This window comes from Verrucomicrobiia bacterium, from assembly GCA_035629335.1.
In the GTDB taxonomy this organism is placed as follows: Bacteria; Patescibacteriota; Saccharimonadia; order Saccharimonadales; family Saccharimonadaceae; genus DASUUR01.
On the sequence record DASPIB010000001.1, the window covers coordinates 118,974 to 143,876 of the forward strand.

General features: G+C 49.8%; 28 protein-coding genes and 1 tRNA gene. 18 read left to right on the forward strand and 11 right to left on the reverse strand.

The annotated features are described in order from the left end of the window. Positions 1 to 72: 72 nt before the first annotated feature. Together dnaJ and VD907_00620 are read left to right on the forward strand one after the other, a co-directional pair. The gene (gene dnaJ, locus VD907_00615; protein ID HYG83364.1) at positions 73 to 1,173 is read left to right on the forward strand and encodes a molecular chaperone DnaJ; all 1,101 of its coding nucleotides are present in this window, start codon (positions 73 to 75) and stop codon (positions 1,171 to 1,173) included. A 2-nt stretch (positions 1,174 to 1,175) separates the two neighbouring features. Next, positions 1,176 to 2,237, forward strand: coding sequence for a hypothetical protein (locus VD907_00620; protein ID HYG83365.1), 1,062 nt, complete (start codon positions 1,176 to 1,178; stop codon positions 2,235 to 2,237). 115 nt (positions 2,238 to 2,352) lie between these two features. On the opposite strand, the gene VD907_00625 is transcribed toward VD907_00620, so the two are convergent. Beyond that, a complete protein-coding gene (locus VD907_00625) occupies positions 2,353 to 2,679 on the reverse strand; it encodes a hypothetical protein (protein ID HYG83366.1) in 327 nt (108 codons plus the stop codon). 146 nt (positions 2,680 to 2,825) lie between these two features. Between VD907_00625 and VD907_00630 the strand changes: the two genes are divergently transcribed. From VD907_00630 to VD907_00650, 5 genes are all read left to right on the forward strand, one after another. Continuing rightward, positions 2,826 to 4,199, forward strand: a complete 1,374-nt coding sequence (locus VD907_00630; GenBank protein ID HYG83367.1) for an ATP-grasp domain-containing protein — start codon at positions 2,826 to 2,828, stop codon at positions 4,197 to 4,199. Positions 4,200 to 4,205: 6 nt separating this feature from the next. Then, positions 4,206 to 5,111 (forward strand): RimK family alpha-L-glutamate ligase, encoded by a 906-nt coding sequence (locus VD907_00635; GenBank protein HYG83368.1) that lies wholly within the window; start codon positions 4,206 to 4,208, stop codon positions 5,109 to 5,111. A gap of 7 nt (positions 5,112 to 5,118) precedes the next feature. After that, complete coding sequence (locus tag VD907_00640; GenBank protein HYG83369.1) at positions 5,119 to 5,583, forward strand: DUF192 domain-containing protein; 465 nt, start codon at positions 5,119 to 5,121, stop codon at positions 5,581 to 5,583. 15 nt (positions 5,584 to 5,598) lie between these two features. Next, positions 5,599 to 6,090: a hypothetical protein gene (locus VD907_00645; protein ID HYG83370.1), complete on the forward strand. Its 492-nt coding sequence runs from the start codon at positions 5,599 to 5,601 to the stop codon at positions 6,088 to 6,090. Between the two features lie 72 nt (positions 6,091 to 6,162). After that, positions 6,163 to 6,239, forward strand: a tRNA-Lys gene (locus VD907_00650). A 141-nt stretch (positions 6,240 to 6,380) separates the two neighbouring features. Here VD907_00650 and VD907_00655 read toward each other — a convergent pair. After that, on the reverse strand, positions 6,381 to 6,977 hold the full coding sequence (locus VD907_00655; protein ID HYG83371.1) for a hypothetical protein: 597 nt from the start codon (positions 6,975 to 6,977) through the stop codon (positions 6,381 to 6,383). 140 nt (positions 6,978 to 7,117) lie between these two features. Here VD907_00655 and VD907_00660 point away from each other — a divergent pair, with 140 nt between their 5' ends. The 8 genes from VD907_00660 (at position 7,118) to VD907_00695 (ending at position 15,310) form a co-directional block, all read left to right on the forward strand. Continuing rightward, positions 7,118 to 8,572 carry a ComEC/Rec2 family competence protein gene (locus VD907_00660; GenBank protein ID HYG83372.1) on the forward strand — a complete coding sequence of 485 codons (1,455 nt, stop codon included), beginning with the start codon at positions 7,118 to 7,120 and terminating at the stop codon, positions 8,570 to 8,572. 118 nt (positions 8,573 to 8,690) lie between these two features. After that, on the forward strand, positions 8,691 to 9,404 hold the full coding sequence (locus VD907_00665; protein ID HYG83373.1) for a YebC/PmpR family DNA-binding transcriptional regulator: 714 nt from the start codon (positions 8,691 to 8,693) through the stop codon (positions 9,402 to 9,404). Positions 9,405 to 9,580: 176 nt separating this feature from the next. Next, positions 9,581 to 11,155 carry a hypothetical protein gene (locus VD907_00670; protein ID HYG83374.1) on the forward strand — a complete coding sequence of 525 codons (1,575 nt, stop codon included), beginning with the start codon at positions 9,581 to 9,583 and terminating at the stop codon, positions 11,153 to 11,155. Positions 11,156 to 11,169: 14 nt separating this feature from the next. Next, the gene (gene ruvC, locus VD907_00675) at positions 11,170 to 11,649 is read left to right on the forward strand and encodes a crossover junction endodeoxyribonuclease RuvC (protein ID HYG83375.1); all 480 of its coding nucleotides are present in this window, start codon (positions 11,170 to 11,172) and stop codon (positions 11,647 to 11,649) included. Between the two features lie 52 nt (positions 11,650 to 11,701). Next, on the forward strand, positions 11,702 to 12,055 hold the full coding sequence (locus tag VD907_00680) for a hypothetical protein (protein HYG83376.1): 354 nt from the start codon (positions 11,702 to 11,704) through the stop codon (positions 12,053 to 12,055). A 543-nt stretch (positions 12,056 to 12,598) separates the two neighbouring features. Beyond that, positions 12,599 to 13,171, forward strand: a complete 573-nt coding sequence (ruvA, locus tag VD907_00685) for a Holliday junction branch migration protein RuvA (GenBank protein ID HYG83377.1) — start codon at positions 12,599 to 12,601, stop codon at positions 13,169 to 13,171. A 235-nt stretch (positions 13,172 to 13,406) separates the two neighbouring features. Continuing rightward, positions 13,407 to 14,432 carry a Holliday junction branch migration DNA helicase RuvB gene (gene ruvB, locus VD907_00690; GenBank protein HYG83378.1) on the forward strand — a complete coding sequence of 342 codons (1,026 nt, stop codon included), beginning with the start codon at positions 13,407 to 13,409 and terminating at the stop codon, positions 14,430 to 14,432. Between the two features lie 71 nt (positions 14,433 to 14,503). Then, positions 14,504 to 15,310, forward strand: a complete 807-nt coding sequence (locus tag VD907_00695) for a PH domain-containing protein (GenBank protein ID HYG83379.1) — start codon at positions 14,504 to 14,506, stop codon at positions 15,308 to 15,310. Here the strand turns inward: VD907_00695 and VD907_00700 are convergent, their stop codons facing one another. Further along, positions 15,311 to 15,700 carry a prepilin-type N-terminal cleavage/methylation domain-containing protein gene (locus VD907_00700; GenBank protein ID HYG83380.1) on the reverse strand — a complete coding sequence of 130 codons (390 nt, stop codon included), beginning with the start codon at positions 15,698 to 15,700 and terminating at the stop codon, positions 15,311 to 15,313. An 85-nt stretch (positions 15,701 to 15,785) separates the two neighbouring features. Here VD907_00700 and recA point away from each other — a divergent pair, with 85 nt between their 5' ends. Continuing rightward, on the forward strand, positions 15,786 to 16,820 hold the full coding sequence (gene recA, locus VD907_00705) for a recombinase RecA (GenBank protein ID HYG83381.1): 1,035 nt from the start codon (positions 15,786 to 15,788) through the stop codon (positions 16,818 to 16,820). Between the two features lie 52 nt (positions 16,821 to 16,872). Further along, complete coding sequence (locus VD907_00710; protein HYG83382.1) at positions 16,873 to 17,478, forward strand: RecX family transcriptional regulator; 606 nt, start codon at positions 16,873 to 16,875, stop codon at positions 17,476 to 17,478. Here VD907_00710 and VD907_00715 read toward each other — a convergent pair. From VD907_00715 to VD907_00750, 8 genes are all read right to left on the reverse strand, one after another. Next, a complete protein-coding gene (locus VD907_00715; protein HYG83383.1) occupies positions 17,475 to 18,050 on the reverse strand; it encodes a hypothetical protein in 576 nt (191 codons plus the stop codon). The genes VD907_00710 and VD907_00715 overlap by 4 nt on opposite strands. A 51-nt stretch (positions 18,051 to 18,101) precedes the next feature. Next, positions 18,102 to 18,398, reverse strand: coding sequence for a hypothetical protein (locus tag VD907_00720; protein ID HYG83384.1), 297 nt, complete (start codon positions 18,396 to 18,398; stop codon positions 18,102 to 18,104). A gap of 1 nt (position 18,399) precedes the next feature. Beyond that, entirely contained in the window at positions 18,400 to 18,990 is a 591-nt protein-coding gene (locus tag VD907_00725) for a hypothetical protein (GenBank protein ID HYG83385.1), read from the reverse strand. Continuing rightward, positions 18,987 to 19,544 (reverse strand): hypothetical protein, encoded by a 558-nt coding sequence (locus VD907_00730; GenBank protein ID HYG83386.1) that lies wholly within the window; start codon positions 19,542 to 19,544, stop codon positions 18,987 to 18,989. Before VD907_00730 ends, VD907_00725 begins: the two co-directional genes overlap by 4 nt. Then, positions 19,541 to 20,596 carry a pilus assembly protein PilM gene (gene pilM / locus VD907_00735; GenBank protein HYG83387.1) on the reverse strand — a complete coding sequence of 352 codons (1,056 nt, stop codon included), beginning with the start codon at positions 20,594 to 20,596 and terminating at the stop codon, positions 19,541 to 19,543. The genes VD907_00730 and pilM overlap by 4 nt, the downstream gene beginning before the upstream one ends. Positions 20,597 to 20,643: 47 nt before the next feature. Next, positions 20,644 to 21,867, reverse strand: a complete 1,224-nt coding sequence (locus tag VD907_00740; GenBank protein HYG83388.1) for a type II secretion system F family protein — start codon at positions 21,865 to 21,867, stop codon at positions 20,644 to 20,646. A gap of 3 nt (positions 21,868 to 21,870) precedes the next feature. Beyond that, entirely contained in the window at positions 21,871 to 23,661 is a 1,791-nt protein-coding gene (locus VD907_00745) for an ATPase, T2SS/T4P/T4SS family (protein HYG83389.1), read from the reverse strand. A 154-nt stretch (positions 23,662 to 23,815) separates the two neighbouring features. Next, a complete protein-coding gene (locus VD907_00750; protein ID HYG83390.1) occupies positions 23,816 to 24,382 on the reverse strand; it encodes a hypothetical protein in 567 nt (188 codons plus the stop codon). A 215-nt stretch (positions 24,383 to 24,597) separates the two neighbouring features. Here VD907_00750 and VD907_00755 point away from each other — a divergent pair, with 215 nt between their 5' ends. Then, positions 24,598 to 24,885, forward strand: a complete 288-nt coding sequence (locus VD907_00755; protein HYG83391.1) for a hypothetical protein — start codon at positions 24,598 to 24,600, stop codon at positions 24,883 to 24,885. Positions 24,886 to 24,903: the final 18 nt, after the last annotated feature.

Sequence of the window (24,903 nt, forward strand, 5' to 3'; positions counted from 1 at the left end):
GATTCCGGGAGTGGTAATACCGTGATCTTAGCACTCTTGAATATTGAGTGCCAGTCGATTATCATGGAATAAATGAGTAAAAGAGATTATTACGAAGTTTTAGGCATAAGCAAAAACGCCTCACCAGACGAAATCAAGAAGGCGTTTCGGCGGCTGGCGATTCAATACCACCCGGATAAAGAGGGCGGTAATGAGGAGAAGTTCAAAGAGGTCAACGAAGCTTACGAAGTCTTAAAAGACCCTTCAAAACGCCAGCGCTACGACCAATTTGGTCACGCTGGAGTGGGTGGTAGTGCCGGTGCTGGTGGCGGTAATCCGTTTGAAGGTTTTCAGGGCTTCGGTGGTGCCCAGGGAGCTCGCTTCGATTTTGGCGATCTGGGCCTTGGCGACATTTTTGGCAGCTTCTTTGGTGGTGGCCAGCAGCAACAAGGCCCTCGGCGTGGCCAAGACGTTGAAACCGATGTAACGGTTAGTTTTGAAGAAGCGGTATTTGGCGTCGAAAAAGACATAAGTATTTATCTTGACGATACCTGTTCGCACTGTAAGGGCACCACAGTAGAGCCTGGCCATAACCTGAAAACCTGCCCAACCTGCCAGGGTTCAGGCCAGCAAATGCGCATCATGAATACTATTTTTGGGCAAATTCAGCAGTCAACCATGTGCTCTACCTGCGAAGGCCGTGGTAAGGTGCCAGAAAAAGTTTGCACCGTTTGTAAAGGCAAGGGCACCGAGCGACGCCACCAAACGATTGCTCTAAAGGTCCCCGCCGGTATCGATGACGGCGCCACTATTCGCCTGCGTGAACGCGGAGAGGCAATTGCTAATGGTGGAAAGGGCGATTTGTATGTGCATGTTCGGGTAAACCCACACAAACATTTCACGCGTGAGGGCGACTTAATTTTAAGTGATGAACACGTGACGATGGTCGATGCGGCGCTGGGGACAGAGATCGAAGTCGACACTGTCGATGGCCCGCTCACCATGAAAATTCCTGCCGGTACCCAAAGCGGCACCGATTTCAAGCTGTCGGGTCATGGGGTGCCACATCTGCGCGGCGGTGGGCGTGGTTCGCACATCGTTACGATACATGTTGATACGCCAACCAAGCTTTCGAAGCGCCAAAAAGAGCTGCTCGAAGAATTCCGCAGCCATAAAAAACGCGGCCTGTTTTAGATATGAGTGAACGAACCGCCACAATTCTCTATGGGGATGAGCTACGCGATGGCAAGCCAAAATGGGCTCTCGATTCGATGCTATCCGACCGTGCCGGCCTGGCTCGCCACTTAGCGAACTATGATATTTCGCTGAGTGTTGCTGCTGTTCGCTCTGGCGAGGAAAGTTACGATATAATTCATCAGCCGGAATTTGACGACAACCAGGAGCTAATTGTCGAGGGTGTTAAGCAAATTTCGGGGTTGGAACTCGGCCGGGTTATTCTTGATCGTCACACTTTAGCCTATGGGCAAAAGCAGCGAGATCTACGTATGCCGCAAGTGAACGAAACCGAGGTCCAGGCGTATGGTGCGAATAAATTAGCTGCCTACAAAGACATCCATGGTCACTTACCAGAAGCGATTCCCACCTTTCTGGCGAGCGAACACGAGCAGTACCTTGAAGCAATTCCTGATGGCCCTTTTATCGCCAAGCCCATCAAAGGCTCGTTCGGGGTAGGCATAAAAACATTCGCTTCGAAGGCCGAGCTTCAAGCTTGGGTAAACGGAGAGGGTAGCGAGGCTGCTGAGCGATATATTTTTCAGCCGAAGTATGATTTCACGAAGCCGCTTCCTGGGTTAAGGCCGTATTCACCAGCTGATGAAGGGGCGTTTTTAGAGCGCAACTACTCGCCGCTGGTAAAAGAAGTGAGGATGTATACGTTTTATAATGCGACATCAGATATCACCACAATCTTGCCGGTCGCACGCCACAACGAGCCCAGCCTTACCGAAGATCGCGTTCATGCCCGTTGGTTTTTTGTGCAGCCCGAGCCGCTACTTGAGCGCTTAGCGCCACCAACAACCGAAACCGCAAGACGGTTAGCACAGGCTGCCGGAGCGACCGCGGTGTATATTTCTGTCGATTTTGGCTACGGTGAACGTGGTGCCGAAGCTCCTGATTGGCGATTAATTGAATCGAACTCAAGGTTTACTCGCCTCATAGACGAAGAGCAGCATCCGGAAATAGGAGCCAAGGTGAGAGATAGCTTTGCTCGGCACGTCGGTGAACTTCTAGACTCCTAAAAAGTTAAAAATATTAGGATAAATCGACAAAACTAAAGCCCGGAAACGTCCGGGCGGCGAATCATTGTTGGAGAGTAACGAATAACCTCTTTTACCGTATCTGAGTGACTAGCGTCTAGGCGATGTTGCGGATCTCGAACGTGTCTTCGGTACGCCTAACTCGAAGCTTCGAGAATTCGTGCTCGGCGCCGTAGTCTCTACGCCAGCGCTCGTTGACCGTTTTTTCGTCGGTACCCAATGCCTGGAGGACCATGTCGAGGCTGAGACCGAAGAGGTCTGCAAGGTGGATGCCATCGACGTTAGCGGCCGCGAGCTTTGCGGGGGTGGATTCGCCACTCATACCGCTATGGCACGGGTGCCACGTGAGGTGGACGTCCTCGCCGTTTTCGGTGTAGACGCATAGGATCTGTCGGACGACGTCAGGAGTGTTACGAATTTGCATCGATCCTCCTTGTGGCGAACTGAAGATTATTAACATTATAACACGAATATGCAAAGAAGTCTATAATTGACGAATCGGCTTTATTGTTATAATTTAGAGTAAGCATTCGCCGTTATCAGCAACATAATACAGAGAAGGTTTTATATATGGCTTGGCTTGAAAACGCAATTTCTTACAACCGTAACCGGCAGATGGGCTCTGTTTATTATGACCAGTCATATTTTATTTATTTAAATCAGTATTTTGACGATTATCTCATGGTGGGTAACTCGCACAACCAGTGGTTAAAAGACTTCGATCTGTACGACAAACACATTCAGTTACAGTCAGATGGCGAGGCACATACCAATCCGCGCTTGGCTGCTTCTGAAAGCTTTGCCGAGGTGGTAAAATCGCACCCACGGCGCAAATTTGTACTATATGGCCCGCTCGATCCACCGTACCCGGTTAATCCACTGATGTACATCATGAACTCACCTACAATCGCGCACGCCTACGAACATAAGCGCTACTTCCGGGATGAATTTGCCGATCTCATTAACCTGCCGGATCATGTAGTGAAGCGCCTGGATGAACTGAACGCCGATGCTTACGCTGAGCTTTCGGCGATGTTTGGCGAAAAATTTGTTGTCCAGGAAGTTGAATCGTCTGGGTCAAAAGGGACGTTTATTGTTAAAAACCTCACCCAATTTGAAGCAGCCGTCAGAAACTTGAAGGCCATTTCTTACAGTGGTACGGTAGTGGTTTCTAAGTTTATTGATGGCGAAACCTTTAGCGTCCAGGTGTGTGTGACGAAGTACGGCATTTTTACCGGTGGCTTGCAGCGACAACTAGTGGACAGCCCTTACCTCTGTAACCCTAACCTACCCGAAGTGACCAAATGGGTGGGTGGCGAGCTCGGCGGGCAATATCCGGAAATTCTTAAGCATCGCACACAGGAAATCGCCACTGTCGTCGGGTCGGAGCTAGCGAGTCACGGCTACCGGGGTATTTTTGGTATCGATTTAATTATTACGCCAGAAAATGAAGTTTATGCGATCGAAATTAACGCCCGGCTCACTGGTTATAGCGGTGTTTTGAGCGACATGCAGTTTGAGAAACAAAAAATCCCCTTTATGCTGCTGCATATCCTTGAGCTTGCGAATATGCGCTACGAAGTCAACGATTCCGACGCACTGCCGACCATGAACTCGCTTGACGATAAATATTCTTACCTGATTCTCTGTAACCAACTCGAAACCAAGCAAATACTTAAAACCGAGATTAAAAGCGGCATTTACAAGCTGACCGAGCAGGGCGTAGAATTTGTGAAAAGCAGCTACTCGATTGTTGATCTGCCCGACGAAGACCATGTTATTATTTTGAGTCGCTTCAAAAAAGGCGATACGATCAATCGGGGCTCTCGTATCTTGAAAATTATCAAAAAGGGTGCGACTATGAGTGCAGAAACCGCCGACCTCGACAAACCGGCCCAAGAGTTGGTCGCAAAAATAAAGCAGCATTTTAAGATCGAATCGTAGGATAATATGAAAATTGGAATTCTGACCCACCTGCCTAACTACTACACCGAACGGCGGCTTGAAGAAGAGGCGCAAAAACGCGGCCACGATGTGATGATGATTCGTTCTTCGGCGAGTCACGTCGAGATCAACAGCGAACACCCAACGGTGATCTACCAAGGCCAAGCGCTTGATGATTTAAACGCGGTGATTCCGCGCATCTTACCCAGCGCGTCATCGTACGGCAATGCTATTTTACGGCAATTCGAAATGATGGGCGTCTATACCACGGCAAAATCGCTGGCTATCGGTCGTTCACACGATGTGCTTCGTAGCTTACAGTTACTCAATAAAGCCGGCGTGGGCATCCCAAAAACTATCATTACCCGCGAACCAAGCCAGATCGATAACTTGCTCGAACGGGTAGGGCTCCCGGCGGTTATTAAGGTTGCCCAAGCGCGCAATAACCACGCCGTACTGGTAGAAAGCCAAAAGGCAGCAAATTCTGTGCTGCAGGCGTTTTATATGGGTGATGCTGACCTTTTAATCCAAGAATATGCCGGCAATACCACCGAAGAAATTCAGGATGTTCGAGCCGTGGTGGTAGGGAGTACGGTTGTCGCCAGCGTCAAGCGCGAAGGTTCGGCTCGTAGTTTCTTTTCAAGTTCCGGCAAGCAAGAATATGGCATGAGCGCCAAGCTCACCGAACAAGAGCGTAAATTAGCGGTTAAGGCGGCTCGGGCTATTGGCCTCAGCGTCTGCGTGGTAGACATGCTGCTAACGCCTTCACGACAGTTTGTACTTCGGCTTGATTCAGCACCGGCGCTCGAAAGCATCGAGCAGGTAACCGGGCGTAACATTGCCGGAAAAATCATTGATTATGTTGAATTAAACGCCCCAAGACGTAATAAAAAAGACAAAGTTGGCGCATAATAGAGCTATGGCAAGCGGGGAACGAAAAGCAGCGTGGGTTATTGGAGGCATGGTACTGCTGCTATTGGGGTTCGCCGTTTGGTCTTTGTTTATGGATTGGCGGTCGTCTACCCGAGTGGTCGTGGGCGACGCTGTGATTGATGCGCAGATTGCTCGCAGCGAGCAAGAACGCGCTAATGGCCTCAGCAAAGTTTCATCGCTGAAAGCCAACGAAGGTATGGTGTTCGTTTTTGATAAAGACGATCTATGGAGTGTGTGGATGAAGGGCATGCGTTTTTCAATTGATGTTATTTGGCTCGACAAAGATAAAAAAGTAGTGCATATTGTCAAAAACATTTCGCCCGATACCTACCCCGGTACTTTTAAGCCGAAAAATCCAGCCCGATATATCCTAGAAGTGCCAGCCGGAACGGTTGACGCCAAAAATATTACCATTGGCAAACAGGCGAGCTTTGAACTCCCGCGTCACTAGCGGTATAGTAAGGGTATGTCAGCTAGTCTTTTCTTTATAATTCTGCTTGCCGGGTTATTTTTGTTTAGTTTTATTACCAAACGGCGGTTTGGGGTGCTGGGCTTGGCGCTCGCTGCCGGTGCTTTAATTAGTGAGAGTTGGGCGGCCACCTTAACGCCAGCGATTGAGCAGCAGGGGATTTACGTTGCTGCACCACCGCTAGAAGTACTCGTGCGATCGGTATTGTTATTGCTGCCGCCGGTGATCTTGCTATTCAGCGGGCCAATGTACACTAGTAAATTGTGGCGATTTATCGGTTCGTTAATTTTTGCATTGCTGGCCACGACCTTTTTGTTTAATTACTTTGCTGCCACCTTGCAGTTCGACCACACAAGCGCAATGTTTGCACTAGTTATTGAAACCTATCGGCCATATATCGTGGTAGCGGGGCTGAGTCTAGCGGTGCTCGATACCTTTTTGCTGAAAACGCCAAAATTCAAACGCCCTCGGCGCGAAAAGCACGAATAACCGTGAAAATCGCGGGCGGGCATTGACAGACATGGCTCGAAAATGGTATTGTCTTTTCTGAGCATTATGTATGGAACCATAGCTCAGCTGGTTAGAGCACCTGCCTTTTAAGCAGGGTGTCCTGGGTTCAAGTCCCAGTGGTTCCTCCAGGTATTATTATAAAAAAGTCCTTTGATTTTATGACGAATCGAAGGACTTTTTAGATGGCCATTATTTCATAAAAAACAGGGTTGATCCGCATCGCTACGGACCAACCCTTAACTAACATGCTGCTAGTTATGAGGTGTTAATTACTTCTCCCTGACTTCGATCGATGCGATCTTGCAACCCACCTTCCAGCGACCGTCTGCCTGGTTGTAATAATCATCGAGTCGAACGTAGATTCCGGGCTCGATGTGCTGAGCGGTCATATCGAAGAGCTCGCGTGGCGTGGGTCGCGCGCCGGCAATAGCATGAACAAACAGATGCGCCTTGATGGGTGCTCGGTGAGTGACAGTGCAGTCCAGCACCTTCACCAAGATTCCATCCATGCTGCCATGGGTCTTATCACCGGTGAACAGGATATCAACCTTGTGGTCGTTGGTGAACGTCAGCCTGACGACGGTGCCCTTTGGGGCGTGGCGGAAGTCAAACGGCTCACGGGGCGTCTGGAACTTGATCGGCCTATCGGAAGCAATATAGCCGATACCCTTTGCCGTGTATTTGCGGCCAAAAGCGCCACCGCGGCCGTTTGAGTACCAGGTGATCAAGCTAACGTCGGACTCCGAGGCCTTTCGCTCAAGATTGGCACGCGCCTCTTCGGCCGTGTCGCCATGTGCCTGGATAGGCCCGTGTACGTCACGGATGTCAAACAGATGCGTGCCGTCATTAATGACACTGATAGCCATGATCGCCTTCCTGCGGGATCGATAACTTGGATATTATATCCTATGGATAGTATTTTATCAATAGTATAATTTAACGTACTATGAGATTTATGTAATAAAAGCATTTATTTTCTGAGGTAAAGTATGTCACACTAGGGCGCATGCTGCGGCCAGCTCTCATACGGCGTCAATTCCACCCTTCTTTTCTAATAGGTTGGGGTGCGCTTGGTGTGCTCATTGGTGTGGTGGCGTCGCAATTTTTAGCTTTAAATGTCGGGTGGGCGCTGAGTGTGGCGCTACTATGCGGCGGGATTGGTTTTGTGCTACGAACCCCAGTAGGTGTGCTGCTGGTGCTGTTTGCCGGCAGCCTACTTGGTGTGGTACGAGGAAATAGTGAACTGCATGGCGTCCAGCAACTAGCCCAGCTAGTGGGTCATCAGGTCGCTGTACAGGGAAAAGTGACTGACGATCCAGAATATGGCAAACGAGGCGAGCAACAGCTAAGGATCAGTGAACTAGAAGTAGATGGCCAAAAAGTCCCTGGCAAGCTGTGGGTAAGTGCACTTAGTATTTTGGATATAAAACGCAGCGACCATGTAATTGTAAGCGGAAAGTTACGGGCGGGCTTTGGGGCGTTCGTGGGGGCGATGTCATACACAACCGTGCAAGCCGCTGAACGCCCGGTGATGAACGACCCCGCCCGAGAAGTGCGTGACTGGTTTGCGGCTGGGGTGCGTAATGCTATTCCAGAACCGCAAGCGAGTTTAGGAGTCGGGTATGTGGTGGGCCAGCGCAGTGCGCTGCCACCAGAGCTTGATGAGCAGCTGCAGATAGCCGGCTTAACGCACATTGTGGTAGCCAGTGGCTATAATTTAACAATTTTGGTGCGGCTCGCCCGGAGGATTTTTAGTCGACATTCGAAATATTTGTCGTTTATTGCCGCGGCCGGAATGATTGCCAGCTTTGTACTGGTAACAGGTTTTAGCCCAAGCATGTCTCGGGCAGCGCTCGTGGCTGGCTTGAGCTTGCTCGCTTGGTATTACGGCCGAGTGATGCATCCGGTGCTGCTATTAGTATTCTCGGCGGCGGTAACGGTGCTGATAAATCCGTTTTTTATCTGGGGTGATGCTGGCTGGTACTTGTCATTCTTGGCTTTTGCGGGAGTGTTGATTATGGCGCCGATGCTTTCCAAAATGATATACAAACAGAAGACACCTGGGCTTTGGCAGCAGGTGCTGATTGAAACTTTTTCGGCGCAAGTGCTCACGTTGCCGGTAATTTTGTACATGTTTGGTACGCTGTCGCTGGTTTCGCTGCCGGCTAATTTGGTAGTGGTGCCGCTCGTGCCGCTGGCGATGCTCCTGACTTTTATAGCCGGCGTCGGTGGGGTGCTGGCGCCACCAATTGCCGGGTGGGTGGGGGTACCGGCTAATGCGCTACTACAGTACATGACCGGCGTGGTTGAATGGGTGGCGCGTTTGCCGCACGCACAAATCGAAGTGACCTTTGGCGAAATTGCGCTTACAACGAGTTACCTAGGGATTCTGGGGCTGCTGCTAATTTTATGGCGCAAAACTGGGTATGATTTTCGCAGCGCTTCAATTATTGATGGCTAGTTGGCTCAAAAAGACTACAAGGAGTGTCAGAGGGCGCGACCATTTGGTATAATAAGATAAAGAGTATATTTTACAAGCTCCGATAAAACCATATGCGGAGTAGTTACAAGGAGTTCACGTGTCCGGACACAGCAAATGGTCTACGATCAAGCGGCAAAAAGGTGCAAACGATGCTAAGCGTGGCGCTATTTTCACAAAAATCGGTAATCAAATTGCCGTAGCTGCCCGCAGTGGTACTGATCCGAGTATCAATTCGGCGCTAGCATTGGTAATTGAAAAAGCCAAAGCAGCCAATATGCCCATGGCCAACATCCAGCGGGCAATCGACCGCGTGGCTGATAAAAACGCTGCTGCCATGGAAGAAGTCACCTACGAAGGGTACGGCCCCGGTGGCATTGGTGTTATCATCGAATGCGCTACCGATAACCGTAACCGCACCTTCCCTGAAGTGCGCCACGCCTTAACCAAAAATGGCGGCTCAGTAGCCGAACCCGGCAGTGTGATGTTTCAGTTTACTCGCAAAGGGGTGATTCGGGTGGCGGCCAGCGGCGAAGAAGCGCTGCTGACCGTGCTCGATGCTGGCGCTGAAGATGCAGTTGAAGAAGATAATGAACTAGTGGTGTATACCGAGCCAAAAGAGCTCGCTAAGGTTCGTGAAACAGTAACTGCGGCTGGGCTCACGGTAACAGAGGCCGAGCTACAATATGTCCCAAATAATACCATTGAACTGACCGACCCTGAAGTGGCGCGCAAGGCTATGAAGTTAATGGATGCGCTTGACGATCTTGATGATGTGGTGAATGTACATAGTAACTTTGAGATTGCCGACTAAGAGATAACCAAAAAAGTGACCAAAAATACTCCCTTTCCGGGAGTATTTTTACTGCTTGAAACACGGGAAGCGGTAGGGTTGCAGCTTTTATAGCACGGTAAAAGCGAATAATTCGCTTGACAGTTCGAGCCTAACTGGGGCAGAATGAACCCACATTAATCCAGAAAGAGGTGTTTATGCGACTGTTGCTTGCTTCGATGACAAGTGTTGTTTTGTGCGTCCTGAGTGCGCTGCAACTACACGCGGCTCCGGTGGTGTCTCCCCCGCCCAAACCCCACCTTACTGCCAAACCACCAATAGTAATAACCAGTTTCGGCGGTGAGGCTACTTTAGAATTTGTAGAGCTCTACAACCAACTTGATGTGGCGGTAAATGTTACTGGCTGGCGAGTTAAACTTGTCGTAAATGACGCTGAAGATACCAGCAAGAAACTACAATTTGAAACACCAGTGCTACAAGGGTGGTTGCTCCCCGAAAAATACACTGCTTATCAGCGAGATGCCGACGGCACAATTAGTACCGGTTTTACGGTTGATGAAGCGCAGTTGGCGACGCTTGAGTCTCCAGTGCTCCAAGAAGTGAAGCTAGTTGATCATCAACAAGTCGTGCGTCAAAGCATCGTGCCCGGGGCGGCGCTACCTGGGCAGTGGGCGCAGCACAAGCAGCGCGGAAAAACTTCTTTAACGCACACCGGTATTTTTACAAAAGACTATACGGTCAAAACAGATGACGCCGAAATTTACAGCGAACCGCTCTACCGGCCAGCAACGACAACCGAAGGCCTCAAAATTATTGAAGTATTGGCAAATCCGCGGCAGTGTAGCCCGGCAGAAGTGACCATTTCCTGCGGCGATTATGTTAAGTTGCAAAACACATCAAGCCAACCCATCGATCTAGCCCGGTACCGGCTACGAACGGGGTATCACGGCCAAAATCCGACGGTAAAAAATACTTTCACCTGGGGAAGGGAAATAACTAATGAAGAAGAATACATTTTGTCACCTGGCGCTTATATTGTGGTAGCGGTCCAAAATAATAATGCTCCCGAAAAGCCAGCCCCAATTGAGCTCGTGAACGGCGGCTATATTTGGCTGGAGGATATTAAGGGCGTGGCGGTATTTGGAGACTCGTTGGTTGGGCACCCCTCGCTCGACAAAGGTGTATCGTGGGCATACGACGCTCGCACTGGAAATTGGCGAAAAGGCGAACCTCAACCACTCGGAAAAAATCTGTTTTTACCGCCTCAAGCTGCTAAAACACCAGTAACGGCCGCTTGTAAAGCCGGGTACTATCGCCACCCTGAAACCAAGCGTTGTCGAAAACAGACTAGCACGAGTACAGCCGTCCTAACTCCTTGTAAGCCTGGCCAAACCCGTCACCCAGAAACTAACCGCTGCCGCAGTGCGGTGCTGGCGAGTGATGCGGCCGACTGCCGGCCAGGATATGCCAGAAATCCAGAAACTAATCGGTGCCGGAAGATTGCGGTAGCGGAAGCAACTTTAGTGCCATGTAAGCCTGGTCAAGAGCGGCATCCGGAAACGAACCGTTGTCGTAAGATCGCAGCAACGACGGCTGCCGACCAAGAAATCAAAACCGATACCCCACCGCAACCCGAAAATATGCTCGGTTGGGGGATTGGCGGCGCGGTGGCCGTGGGGGCGCTCGGCTATGCTGCCTACGAGTGGCGACAGCCAATTGCGGGCGCCTTCAGGCGGGTGAGCAGTATCTTTCGCCGCCCTCCACAGGAATAAGCTATACTAAACACATGCGTATTATTGGGATAGATCCGGGCACCGGTATATTAGGGTTTGGTGTGATAGAAGTCGCGGCTGGTAAGAAACTACAACTTGTGGATGCCGGTGTGATTCGCACGCGCGTCCACCAGCCGCTCGACGAGCGCTTGCTCGAAATCCACCAATCGCTTACCGAAATTATTGCCGACACTACCCCGCAATATATGGCAATCGAAAAGTTATTCTTTGCACAAAACGTCACCACCGCTATGAGCGTGGCTCATGCTCGTGGGGTGGCGATGCTCGCCGGCGCGCAGGCTGGGCTACAGATTGCCGAATACACTCCTCTTCAAATAAAGCAAACTATGACTGGCTATGGCAGGGCGACAAAAAAACAAATTCAAGAAATGGTACGTATCCAGCTTAACTTAACAGAAGTGCCAAAACCAGACGACTGCGCGGACGCCCTGGCGGTAGCAATTATGCATTCGCTGGTCGCTCGATCATCTTAGCGCAAGACGGATAATTCTTCAGCTTTGCAAATTAAAATAATTGTGTTATTGTATGGCTGTGACTCCTAACAACTCGCCACTGGCGCACGAAAGTTCCCTCTACGACTCCTTCAATCGAAAGATTAGTGCAGCTCAGCCACGAATCGAATCACTGATCGAAGAGATTACAGGATGGCGCGGCGTGAGCAATCTGGCCGAGTGGGTGGTACGATTGCTGCAGACCAATGTCGGCCGGTCAGGCATGGACGAAGTTCGTCCTCCTTGCTGGCAAGACCACGCTCCACAAACAGTGGCTGAATTTGCTGAAATGATGGTTGCGGTCACGCACCGTTCGGCAGATGACCCAGTGATCCAAGCGGAGGTAGAGCGACACGGACAGATGCTCCGGGATCGCTTTGGTCTCTAGTACTTGAGCCGAAATCGGCTATACCTCGAGCCGAATACCCCAAAGTAAATGTGGTCACGAAAGGCGGTAAGAAATTCAGATAAATCGAGACGCTGTTCGAGTCGTACGCAGTACCCAGAAGGATACCTTCACGATCACCGTCATACCGATTTTGGGAATTTTTACGAGCAGTAAAGAATCTCTCGCGAACTGGTGCGCAGAGCTTATAGAGACGTTTCCCACTGTCATCAGTGCCGCAAGAACTGTGAGAAACGAATCACTCGTGATTTGGCAGAAGGCTGATGCCTGTAGTCAAGAAGATTTTGACGACGCCGTCTTATGGATGATTCGTGATGCGTTCGATGTAAGGAGGCTTAGGTAGCTTGCTCCAACAGGGCGCCAGAGACATGGTCTTTGGCGCCCTTAATAACGATGATTAAGTCGTATTCGCTTCGAAAATATATTTGTTATAAATAAATAGTTAAGGTTTAGTGCCGACGAGTGAGGCAAGGTCAATATAGCGGGAGCGCTTCTTCGCGGCCGTAATAAGGTATACTTAAAGTTATGATTGCCCATGTTTACGGAGAAGTTGCAGAAAAATTTATTGGCTCAGTTATTATTGACGTTAATGGCGTTGGCTACGAAGTGCAGGTGCCAGCCGGCGAGTACGACGCTTTGCAGCTGCACGACACGGCAAAGCTCTACACGCATCATCATGTACGCGAACAGGCCGAAGAATTATACGGATTTTCTACCCTTGCCGGGAAGAGGTTATTTGAGCTATTAATTACCGTGCAGGGTGTTGGACCGAAGGCGGCGCTGGCGATTTTAAGCCTGGGGAGTAGCGAGGCGGTACGTTCGGCGATTGCAGCTGGCGACGGCGCTTATATTCAGGGGGCGAGTGGCGTTGGGAAGCGCACGGCCGACCGAGTGGTGGTGGACTTGAAAGACAAAGTCGGCATAAGCGGCGGCACGCATATAACAGAACTGAGGCCACAAAAAGACGACGCTCTTGAAGCCATGATGGCGTTGGGCTACACTTTGCGGCAGGCCACGGAGGCGTTGGATGGAATTGATCAGAGTCTTTCGGTTGAAGAAAAAATTCGTACTGCCTTAAAGCGGCTGGCGCGGCAGTAGATAAAGGGGGTGTCATGGAGCTCCCTCAGCTCAGATAGCACAGCCCGGGAGCACTCTTTTTCTATAACCTTCCACTGGAAGCTTATAGAAGCGTTCGGCTGAAAATCGATTATTGTAATCGATTTTCACAGTCTCCCGAGCTGCGCTATCTGAACTGAGGGAGTCTAGTCCATTATTCCATAACTTAAATACAATTTCGTTTTTCTAGCCAACTTACTGTATACTTGTAATGATTATGGCTATCGAACGGATTGTGCAAACAACGGTGGATCAAACGGTTCCAGAAGAAGAAATTCTGGAGATAAGTTTGCGTCCGAAACGGTTTCACGAATATATCGGGCAAGAACGTTTAAAGAAAAACTTACAACTGGCAATAACCGCCGCAAAAAAACGTGGTGAACCGATCGATCATGTATTGCTTTATGGCCCACCAGGGCTCGGTAAAACCACCATGGCCACGGTGATCGCTAACGAAATGGGAGCGGCGATTCGGGTGACTGCCGGGCCGGCAATCGAGCGGGCAGGCGACCTCGCAAGTATCCTGACCAATCTAAATGAAGGGGATATCTTGTTTATAGATGAGATCCATCGCCTCAGCCGCACGGTTGAAGAGGTACTTTATAGCGCCATGGAAGATTTCAAGCTCGATATTGTGATCGGCAAGGGGCCGGCGGCGCATAGTGTGCGACTTGACCTACCCAAATTTACTGTTGTGGGTGCTACAACACGAACTGGCGCGTTAGCAGCACCTTTGCGTGATCGGTTTGGGATTATTCATCGGTTAGAATTTTATACGCCACAAGAAGTGCAGCAAATTATCGAGCGGGCCGCGGAAATCCTCGGTGTCGCTATTCATCCGAAGGCTTCGGCCAGCCTCGCGACTCGGGCCCGGCTTACTCCAAGGATTGCTAATCGTCTTCTTAAGCGGGTGCGAGATTACGCTGATGTGAATGGTGACGGCATAATTGATCATCCCACTGCCCATAAAGCGCTGGAGCTGCTCGAAATTGACGAGCTTGGCCTTGATACTGCCGATCGCAATCTTCTCGCAGCGATCATCGAGAATTACAGGGGTGGCCCAGTAGGTGTTGAAACACTCGCGGCGATTACCGGTGATGAGCGTTCGACAATTGAAGACTTTTACGAGCCCTATCTGCTACAGATTGGCTTCCTCGAGCGCACGCCGCGGGGGCGAAAGGTGACCCATAAGGCTTATGCACATCTTGGCCTATCGGCTCCTGATACGCAATCGGCTGCGTAGTCAATAGATTGTATGGATCCCAGCGACGGGCTCTGTGCGCGTGCGAATCACGATCTGTTATAATAACGGTAATGAAGAAAGACCAGCAACCACCTCAGTATCCGCAATCGCCACACATTCAGCCACCATCGGCGCCGCTGCAGCCCGACCCAGCAGCGCAGCCGGTAGCTTATGATCAAGCCGGTCGACCGCTCTTTGCTCATCCACCAAGCTCTGGTACCGCTCAAGATGCAGCGCCGCAAGTCGTCTACATGGCGCGGCCATTGCAGCCGCAAGATCCGGTAATACCCGAGGAGATTCGGCGTAAACACGAGGAATCAAAACGCAAATATCCTTTTCTTAACCTGAGCGAAGGCGAATATGTTGTCAGTGCTATAACTCGTCATCCAATTGGTCTTTTGTCGGTATGGCTAGCCGAAGGAGTGGCGATTGCGCTGTTTGCAGCGCTTGGCATCCACGCCACAACTCCTGATGGCGCCCAGCTACTAAATTCGCTGGGGCTTAACTTCGATGCGATGATGGGCATCGGTATTTTAGTGATCATTCTACTCTTCTTGCTCGGTTGGGTCGGGACGATTATTTATCTTGGCAACAAGTTCTTCTTGACTAACGAAAGTGTGATTCAGTTTATTCAAACTGGTTTGTTTTCGCGAAAAGAACAGACAATCAGCTTACAAAACGTCGAAGATGCCAGTTTTCGTCAACATGGTATTTTGCAGCATTTGCTTGATTACGGCTCGATCCGGCTATCGACCGAAGGTGAAGAAACCACGTATCGCTTTCATTTTGCCATTAACCCGCGTAAACAAATTTCCATTTTGAACAATGCGGTTGAAGCCTTCAAAAACGGCCGGCCAGTGATGCCTAACGACGATTAGTTAACGATTCGTTTTGACGTAATCAGCTTCTTTTTCGAGGCTAGTGCGGAGCGTGTAACCTTCGCACTTTCCTTGGCTACAATTAGTTGGATCATAGCGATAGGTGCTTTTTGCATCACCAATTTTGTTACCAGCGGGATCCGTCAGTAGCTGTGGATCAACTGAGGGCAGAATTTCGGCGGTGATTTTTTCTGGATAAAATTTGTGCTCCTTAAAGAATACTTCTTCTAAGCTCTGGTGCATGGCGTTAATGGCGGTTTTACGCTGGGTGTCGCGGGCAAGCATCTCGAGGTCATTTTTCTGGATAATAAACAGCGCGCCAGCGCCAATTGTAATCACAATTATTACTAAAAGCTCAACTACCGTAAATCCGCGTGCATAATTCTTCATATAGGTATTGTAGCATGTAGCCAAGGCGTGGTACTCTCGCGTATAATTAAAGTAAGAGTAAATAGGTTTTCAGGAGGACAGGATAATGGCAGAGACGACGAAAAAGACTGCAAAGAAAGAATCAAGTGCTGATGATGGTAAGCTGAAGGCCTTGGGGCTAGCAGTTGAGCAAATCACCAAGCAATTCGGCGACGGCTCGATCATGAAGCTTGGTGAAGGGCACCGGGCGCATGTTGAGTTAATTCCGTCAGGCTCGTTGAGCTTGGACCTTGCTTTGGGCGGCGGCTACCCCAAAGGGCGTATTATTGAAATTTACGGGCCAGAAAGCTCAGGTAAAACCACCTTAACGCTCCATGCTATTGCCGAAGTGCAGCGCCAGGGTGGCACGGCGGCCTTTATTGATGCCGAGCACGCGCTTGACCCGAGCTACGCCAAGCGGCTTGGAGTTGATACTGATAACCTGCTGGTGAGTCAGCCAGATAACGGTGAACAAGCACTCGAAATTACCGAAACTTTGGTGCGGTCAAACGCGGTTGATTTAATTGTGGTCGACTCGGTGGCGGCACTGGTACCGCAAGCTGAAATTGAAGGTGATATGGGCGATAGCCACATGGGCCTACAGGCACGGCTGATGAGTCAGGCACTCCGCAAGCTGACCGGTATTATTAATAAGTCAAAAGCGACGGTTGTCTTTATTAACCAAATTCGCATGAAGATTGGCGTGATGTTTGGTAACCCAGAAACCACTACTGGTGGTAATGCTCTAAAGTTTTACGCATCGGTGCGGCTCGATATTCGCCGTACTGGCCAGATTAAGGTGGGCGAAGATATTACCGGCAACCGCACCAAAGTGAAAGTCGTGAAAAACAAGATTGCGCCGCCATTCCGTGTGGCAGAATTTGACATTATGTACAACGAAGGTATTTCTAAAACTGGCGATGTGCTTGATCTTGCCGTGCAGCACGGAGTTGTTGGTAAGGCTGGTGCCTGGTTCGACTATAACGATGCTAAGATTGGCCAGGGCCGTGAAGCTACCAAGGCCTACCTTAAAGAACATAGCGATGTTATGGCCGAAATTGAAGCTAAAGTCCGCGAAAAAGTTGCCGCTGAAGAGGTGTAGCACGAAGGTAACTTACTTCAACGCTCTAAAAAACAGGGATTTCGCGTAGCGCATGCCTAAAGTAACTGCCATCAAGGGCGCCGTAAAAACCAAAGGTCGCTACAACATATTTATTGATGGGTCGTTTTCGTTCTCGCTTAGTGAAGCCCAGCTGATTGATAGCGGTGTCAGGGTTGGGCTCGAGATTACCGAACAACGTCTGGCTGGGCTAAAAGACGACAGCGCGTTTGGTAAAGCCTACGCGCGCGCATTAGAGTACATTTTTCGACGACCGCGCAGCCGCAAAGAGATTGAAACGTATGCCTACCGGAAGCAGTGGCCACCCGAAATGACGGCTAAGATCGTCAAGAAGCTAGAAGAGAAAAACTATATAAACGATACGGCTTTTGCCGAATCGTGGGTGCGCTCGCGCCAGGCTACGAAACCCAGCAGTAAAAGAAAACTGACACTTGAACTACGGCAAAAAGGCGTGGATGCGGCCAGCATAGAGCAGGCGCTGGAAGAAAATGACTTTGATGAACTAGGAGAATTGCGGCGAATTGTCGACAAGCGACGGCACCGTTATACGGATGAACAGAAGTTTATGGCGTATCTGGCGCGTCAGGGGTTTAGCTTTGATGCTATTAAACAAGTCTTGCGCGAAAGCGAAGATAGCTAGGCTTCGGGTTTCGGCCGTGGCTCGCCGCTCCGGAATGGGTTATAAAATAGCTTTTCCTGAGCGGTAGCAACCGGGTTTTTAATTGGTGTGCGGGTAGAGCGGACGGTAATGGCTTTATTGGTCACATTGACAATTTGCGAACGATGGATTAGCAGCTCGGTGTTGACCAAATTTTGCAAAAATGGGCGCTGTACGTATAATTGCTGGACTAAAAAGTTAGCAGAATTCACGCTATATGTCATTACCTTACCGAGCTTGCTGCCGGTATCATCGAATACGGCCATACCTTCGAGTGCAAACTGAAGATCAAGTATTTCTTGCATAGAAAACATATCTTCCGGTGACACCAGCTCTTCGCTGGAATTTATAATAAAACCGATATCGCTTACCTCGCGAATATCCTCAGCCAGAAGCAGCGCGGGGTTAAAATCAAGAAGTGACCCTTCAAGGTAAAATGCGACAATTTCTAAGCGGCGTGGATCAATCACCGGCTGGCTCGTTGCTGCCAGTTCGGTGCCGGTTTGCAGGCTCATTACCGGTGTGCCAATAAAGTTTTGGACCATGAATAACATACTATAAGCAGTATATATGAAAAGCAGCGAAAGCTAAATCATTCGGTATGCTTATTCACTGAACGGGTTAATTCGGCCGCCAGGTAAGTTGTTTGCCCAATTATCGCCACGCCCGCGAAGTTCGGTGATTTTATCGATTGTTTGTTGGTCAAAGTTGGTGCGCAAAGACTTAGCTTCGGCCTCGGCTTTATAGTTTTGGTCAACTGGTTGGCTTAAGATTTGGTTGATGCTATAAACGCTAATAATCATCACCGCTAGTGCTAACAAAATAAAGATCAGCGCGTGGTGCTTACGGAATGGCGATGTGAGTCGATTAAATTTATTAGGAGCAAGAAAATTGGTTTTCATATTACCTCACATATACCTCAAGGCCGATAGTTGGGTTGGTGATTCGTGCCGCGTTTTCAGTATCAGGGCTCAGCGACACGCCGGTGACTTGCATTTTGGTTAAATTTTGCTCGATAGATTTTAAAAAGCGAAGAAAGTTGGTGTAAGGTAGCGGGTTTTGTAGGGTAATTGTGACCGGGACGATTTTTAATCCTCCTGGTGCTACCCGGGGGGCGGCTTGTCCGCTACCAGTGGTTGGCGCGGTGTTGGTATCAAAGCTGAAACCAGTGACGGTTACACCTGAGCGCCGAGCAAAAGTATTGATATCGTCGATGATCTGATTTTGATACTGGTATTCTTTTGATTCGGCGACAATCTCTGACGCTCGCTTCACAATGTCTTGGTGGTCGCGCAAGTACGTTTCCATGCGCTGCAGTTGCTCTAAGTCACTCCGACCGACTGTGGCATCGATCTTCTTTTGCATGGAGTCACGCGCAGCCTCGGTAAGCATTGTACCGAGCAGGTAATACCCAAGTGCTGCAAGAAGAATCAGTAATAGCAAGCTCCCAAGCAGCACCCGGCGAAACGCCACCGCTGTCATGCCTTGTTTCATTGGGTGGTTCCTTCAGGGTGCAAAGTAACATTTAGTTGAACGCTGACAGGATACGCTCGGTTAGTGCTATCTTGGATGATATTGGTAATACTGACGTTGCTAAATAGCGGCGAAGCTTCGAGGGTGCCTTTGAGCTGCAGTGCGCCATCGTAGTTTTTTGTCCGGGCAGCCAGGGTTGAGGGAGTGTTGAAGTTAGCTGGGGTCAGGGAGATATCGGTCAGTACCGTGCCACGCGGGAGTGTTTTGGCAACCGCTACCAGTAGTTCGCTGTAGACGATTTCTTGCGACAAAATAGATTTGGCAGTGGCTAGGTTCTTCGTGAATTCTTCTGCTTCGCGTCGGACCTGGCTGAAATCTGCTGTTCGCGCTTGGTTATCACGCTGCTCTTGTAGCGCTTGTTCACGTTCTTGGAAAGTAATAAAGAATCCGACACCAAAAACCCCACCGACAGCTAAGATGGTAATCGCGACTAAAATGTTGTAGCGAAGCAATAAAACATTGGTTCGGGCGGCCCGCAGTTGCCGTTTTTCTTCTGGGCTGAGGAGGTTGATCATTTCCAGACATCCTCCGGGGCGATGCTCGCTAGCCCCGCGACAGTGATGTAGCGCGGCTTAAACTGACGCGGCGGCTGTTCGAGCGTATTAAAATCGAGGATTTGCCACGGGCTGGCGATTCGCGCCGGCATAACCAGGGAGTTGGTAAAGTAGTCACCAAGACCAGGGATATTTGATCCACCCCCGACAATCACTACTTGTTCAATCTTTTTGCCAACGCCAATGCGTTCAGTGTAATAGCGCATTACTTTTCGGACTTCAGTGACGATTCGCTTTAAGTTTGGTTCGACCGCCTCTAAGATTTTTGCTTGTCGTGGCCCGGCGTTTAACCCATGAAGTACTTTAAGCTGATGGGCATTTTCTAGGGTGACATGCAGCTTTTTGGCGATATCAAGCGTAAACGTGTTGCCTCCGATAGCGATACCGCCGGTCACCCGAATAGAGCCATCGAGAATGGCAATATCGGTGGTTGCCGGCCCAACATCAACAATTACCGTCGAGAGCCCACCTTCTTCGGTGTGAGTAAGTAAGCGAGCGACGGCGCTTATGCTCGGCTCAACCAGTATGACCCGAAGCCCAGCGGCTTTGCAGGCAGCTAAACAGACATCGACAATTCGTTGTGGTACCGCACAAAGGAGTACCGAGATAGTTTCGTTGGTACGCTCGATAATTTCATAATCGCTATAGAGCTGTGATAGTGGCACCGGAATATACTGCTCGGCCTCAAGCGTAATGGCCTCGCTGAGGTTTTTTTCGGCACTTGCCGGCAGGCTGAATGAACGGGTATAGGTGCGGGCAGTTGGGATGCTTACCACGGCATGATTGCTCTGAACGGTTCCGACAAGTTTGTCTTTTAGTAGTTGCTCAATGCAGCTAGCTAAGTAGTCGCTGTCACCCTCGTCGAAAGCTTGCTGGGCCTTTACCGGGTCGAGATCAATCGAACCATACCCAAACACCTTATTACGGCGCGGGTCGCAGTCCATGACTTTAATACTCGTTTGACTAAAGTCGAGACCAATGATCGGCTTGTCCCTGTAAAATAATTTACTCATGATGCCCACTAGCTATTACGACCAGTATAGCATAAAAAGCTTATGATTTACTGTTTAATGTTTTGGGCCAGGCTACTAATCGGCCCCATCACGCTGGCAGCAATTAATCCCACCATGGCACCCATAATAACAATCATGACCGGCTCAATTACCGAGCTGAGCGATTCGATGGTGGCGTCGACTTCCTCGTCATAAAAGTCGGCTACTTTTATAAGTACGGTGTCAGTTTGGCCGGTTTCTTCACCGACTGCCAGCATTTGGGAAATCAGTGGCGGAAACAGGCTACTTTTTTTGAGGGCTTCAGAAAGCTGCTTGCCGTTTTTGACTTCGTCAATTGCCCGGGCAACATCTTCTTCGTAGACAACATTGCCGATTGCCCGACCAGTTACTTTTAATGATTCGATTACACTGACGCCGGCACCGAGCAGGGCAGCAAAGGTCCGGGCGAAACGAGCCAACGCCACTTTTTTAATGACATTTTTAACTATTGGTACCCGTAGCAGTAGCTGATGAAATTTTCGCTTACCAGTTGGTGTTTGGATGTAGCGCGATACCAAGAAAAAGATCGCAGCGATACCCCCGATAATCAAGTACCAGAAGGTTTGCATAAAGCCGCTGAGGCCAAGCATCACTTGGGTAATCAGTGGTAATTCAGCATCGGGTCCACCAAGATCTTTGATGATAGCGCCAATTTGCGGTACGACAAATATCATCAGGCCAAAGAATGCCCCGACCGTGATGACCAAAAGGATCATCGGGTAGGTCATGGCGCTACGGACTTTTTTACGAATGGCAGCGTTTTTTTCTTGCTGAAGCGCTAGCCGTTTCAAAATGGTATCAAGAATACCAGCCGTTTCGCCGGCGCGGGTCATATTGATGTAGACATCGCTAAAAACTTGGGGGTGCTTGGCGAATGCATCGGCTAACGTGGAGCCGCCTTGGATATCTTTGCTGACCTGTTCAAGTACTTCTTTGAGCATGGCATCTTCGGTGTTGGCCTGCAGGCCGGTCAGGGCGCGAAACAGCGGCACGCCGGCACTGACCATGGTGCTCAGCTGCCGGGTAAACATCACTAAGCTGTCAGCCTTTACTCGTTTTTTGAAGAGGCGTTTAATATCAAATGATGCCTTTTGCCTTTGCTCTTTCAGGCTGACCGGCCGGAGCCCTTCACGGCTGAGCGCTTCAAGCGCGCCTGGGCGATCAGTCGCTTCGACCGTGCCATTTATAATGCTGCCGGATTTATTTACCGCTTGATACGAAAAAAATGCCATAGCTTACTCTCGGGTTGCCTGTAAAATTTCTTCGATGGTTGTTTCACCGCGAAGCACTTTAATCAGCCCATCCATCTGCATAGTCACCATCCCGTCCTTAATTGCTTGGTCTTGAATGACGGCGCTGGTGGCATTACTCACAATCAGTTTTTGGATTGTATCAGAATTCGGCAAAGCTTCGTAAATTCCTATACGGCCGCGGTAACCAAGGTGGTTGCATTCATCGCAGCCGGCTTCTGAGGCCTTCCACAGGCGAGTGATGGCGGTTGAGCTTGAGCTTAGTTCATCGGCCGGAAGATTACCGATATTTTGTTTTGCGGCTTCGGTTTCAAGCTTATGAACGGTAGCCAGGGATTTTTCAATACCAAACAGCCGGGCGACTTCGGCGGCTTGATCTTTGCTAGGGCTGTACGATACGCGGCAATTACGACACAGCTTGCGCACCAAGCGCTGGCCAACAACCGTACGAATGGTACTGGCAATTAAGAATGGTTCAATATTCATATCAAGCAGGCGGGGAAGAGTGGTTGAGGCGTTGTTGGTGTGCAGGGTGCTCAGCACCAAGTGGCCAGTGAGTGCGGCCTGCACTGCTAAATTGGCAGTTTCGGAGTCACGAATCTCGCCCACCATAATAATATTTGGGTCTTGGCGTAAAAGCGCCCGAAGCCCAGCTGCAAAGCTCATGCCCGCCTTTGGGTTAACCTGGGTTTGGTTGACGCCTTGAATCTTGTATTCCACAGGGTCTTCAATGGTAGAAATATTGACCGTTTGTCGGTTGAGAATCGTCAAAATACTAAATAAGCTGGTCGATTTCCCGGAACCAGTTGGGCCGGTCACCAGTACCATACCATAGGGCTGGGTAATAGCTTCAGAAACGGTTGTAAGAGCCTGACCCCAGTAACCTAGCTGTTCAAGCGATAACGCCGAGTTGTCTTCATCTAAAATACGCATCGCCACCTTTTCACCATCAGTTACCGGTAGGGTTGACACGCGCAGAGCATAAGTGTGGCCAGAAATAGTAATTTTAAAGCGGCCATCCTGTGGTACGCGTCGTTCATCAATCTTGAGGTTACTTAAGATTTTAATGCGGCTCACCAGCGCATCAAGCACGTTACGTGGCAGCCGATTAGCTTCTTGGAGTACGCCGTCAATTCGATAGCGCACCTGCACATATTCTTCACGCGGTTCAATATGAACATCAGAGGCATTCGAACGAATGGCGTATTCAAGCAGCAAGTTAACAGTTTTCGCGATTGGCGAATCTTCGGCAATATCGGCTTCCGAGACACGCTCGGCCTGATTGTCGTCTTCGTCGCTGTCATCTTTTTGGACCTGAATAACGTTACTAAGCTCTTTATCAACATCGGCCCGGTAGTTATCGAGCACCTGGAGGATATTTTCGTGGGTCGCAATATGAATTTTTACATCGGTCCCGATTTGTTTTTCAATAAAGTTAACCGCCTGGATATCGTCCGGGTCTTCCATGGCCAAATACCGGACGCCATCAACCACTTTAAATACCACCGCGTTGTATTGACGGGCAACCCGCTCGGGAATGAGCAGCAGGGCTTCGCTGGGCACTTCGCGCGGGTCGATTTCGATATACGGAATATCGGCGTAGCGGGCGTACAGCTCGGTGAGCTGTTGGTCGGTGAGCAGCCCATGACGAATAACCAAATCTTGGAGCGGCCGGTGATTGGCGGCCTGCTCGTCTTTAAGCTCGGCCATCTGCTCCGGCGTGACATAGCCGCTCGATTGAATGAGCGCTTCAATTGTGGCGTCAGAAATTCTCATAGTTACTTATTACTATAAGCAATTTTAGCTGACAATGCTAATGGTTAGGGTGAAAAAGAATGAACCATGAGTTATGGGGTGGTTTTACGGACAAGCAAATAGCCCGCCGAAGAAGCGGTGCCCTTCGGCGGGCTATTTGCTTCTTCGTGCGGGCCTATATTTCGATCCTCCCGCTGATCAACTCCTGGCACAACTTGAGGTCGTCGGGCGGCAAGGTGCTGGGGTCGAAGCCTTCCTCGATGGTTCGGATGAGCCACTTGACAGAGTCTTCGACTAGGATCGGTGAACCTTCGGCCATGTCATCCTTGATTTGGGCCATCATGGCCGGCCCACAACGCTTCCAGGCGACCTTCTCCAGCTTTTCGACCCCCTCTTGGCTGAAGCCGAAGTGCTCCTGCAGCTGGTCGCCGAAGGGTGGCCGGGAGATTTTGTCCATGATTTGCACAACCATGAACGGGTTGTCGGTGGTCGTGAGTTCGCTCAACAGGTAAAGCAGCCGGTTTTCGCGACTCTCGTGCAGCTTGGCGTGTAGCCACTTTTCGTATTCCGGCCACTCATCCCAAACGCGATTGAGCTGCCCGGCGGTCACGGTCTGCTGAATGCAGCGCCACCAGTAGTTGATGCTTTCACCGCCGAGCATGAAATAGACCTGGTCCTCGATACGCGACCAGGCTTCCTCGATGGAAACTTCCGGTTCTCGGGTAGACGCAGAAAGGTGCAAGATCGCTCCTAGCGCTTTAAGCGATGAGTAGATCGATTTATTTTATAATAACATTAATTTTGATAAAAGTAAATAGTAGCAATTTGCATTGTTAGAAGCTGTTCTACTCTGCTATTAGCGCAAGTTCGCCTCTGACCGCTTATTTGCTTGACGAATAGACCATATGAGTGAGAACATAATGACGCCCAACCATACCTAACAAAGCGGGAATGCACATGGCGAAGCAACCGAACCAAGACAATAGCATCACCTGCATCAACGATCTCTACGAGTTGTTGGGCGGGTATATTAAGTTCCACTACGGTGATGACGACTGGCGATATGCTAAGCTTCTCCATGCGCCAGAAGGAGGTAGTGTAGTTGCGCAGTGCGAAGTCTGGCCGGGCTTTGAAGAAGTTCGCAGCTTTCGGTATGAAGACTTCCAATTGGGGCTGGTCGTGCAAAAGGCAACACCAAAAGAAGTAAAGGATAAAGTCTTTTCCTCTTCCCTTGGGCATTTTTAACAAATTCAGCGGTGTCTT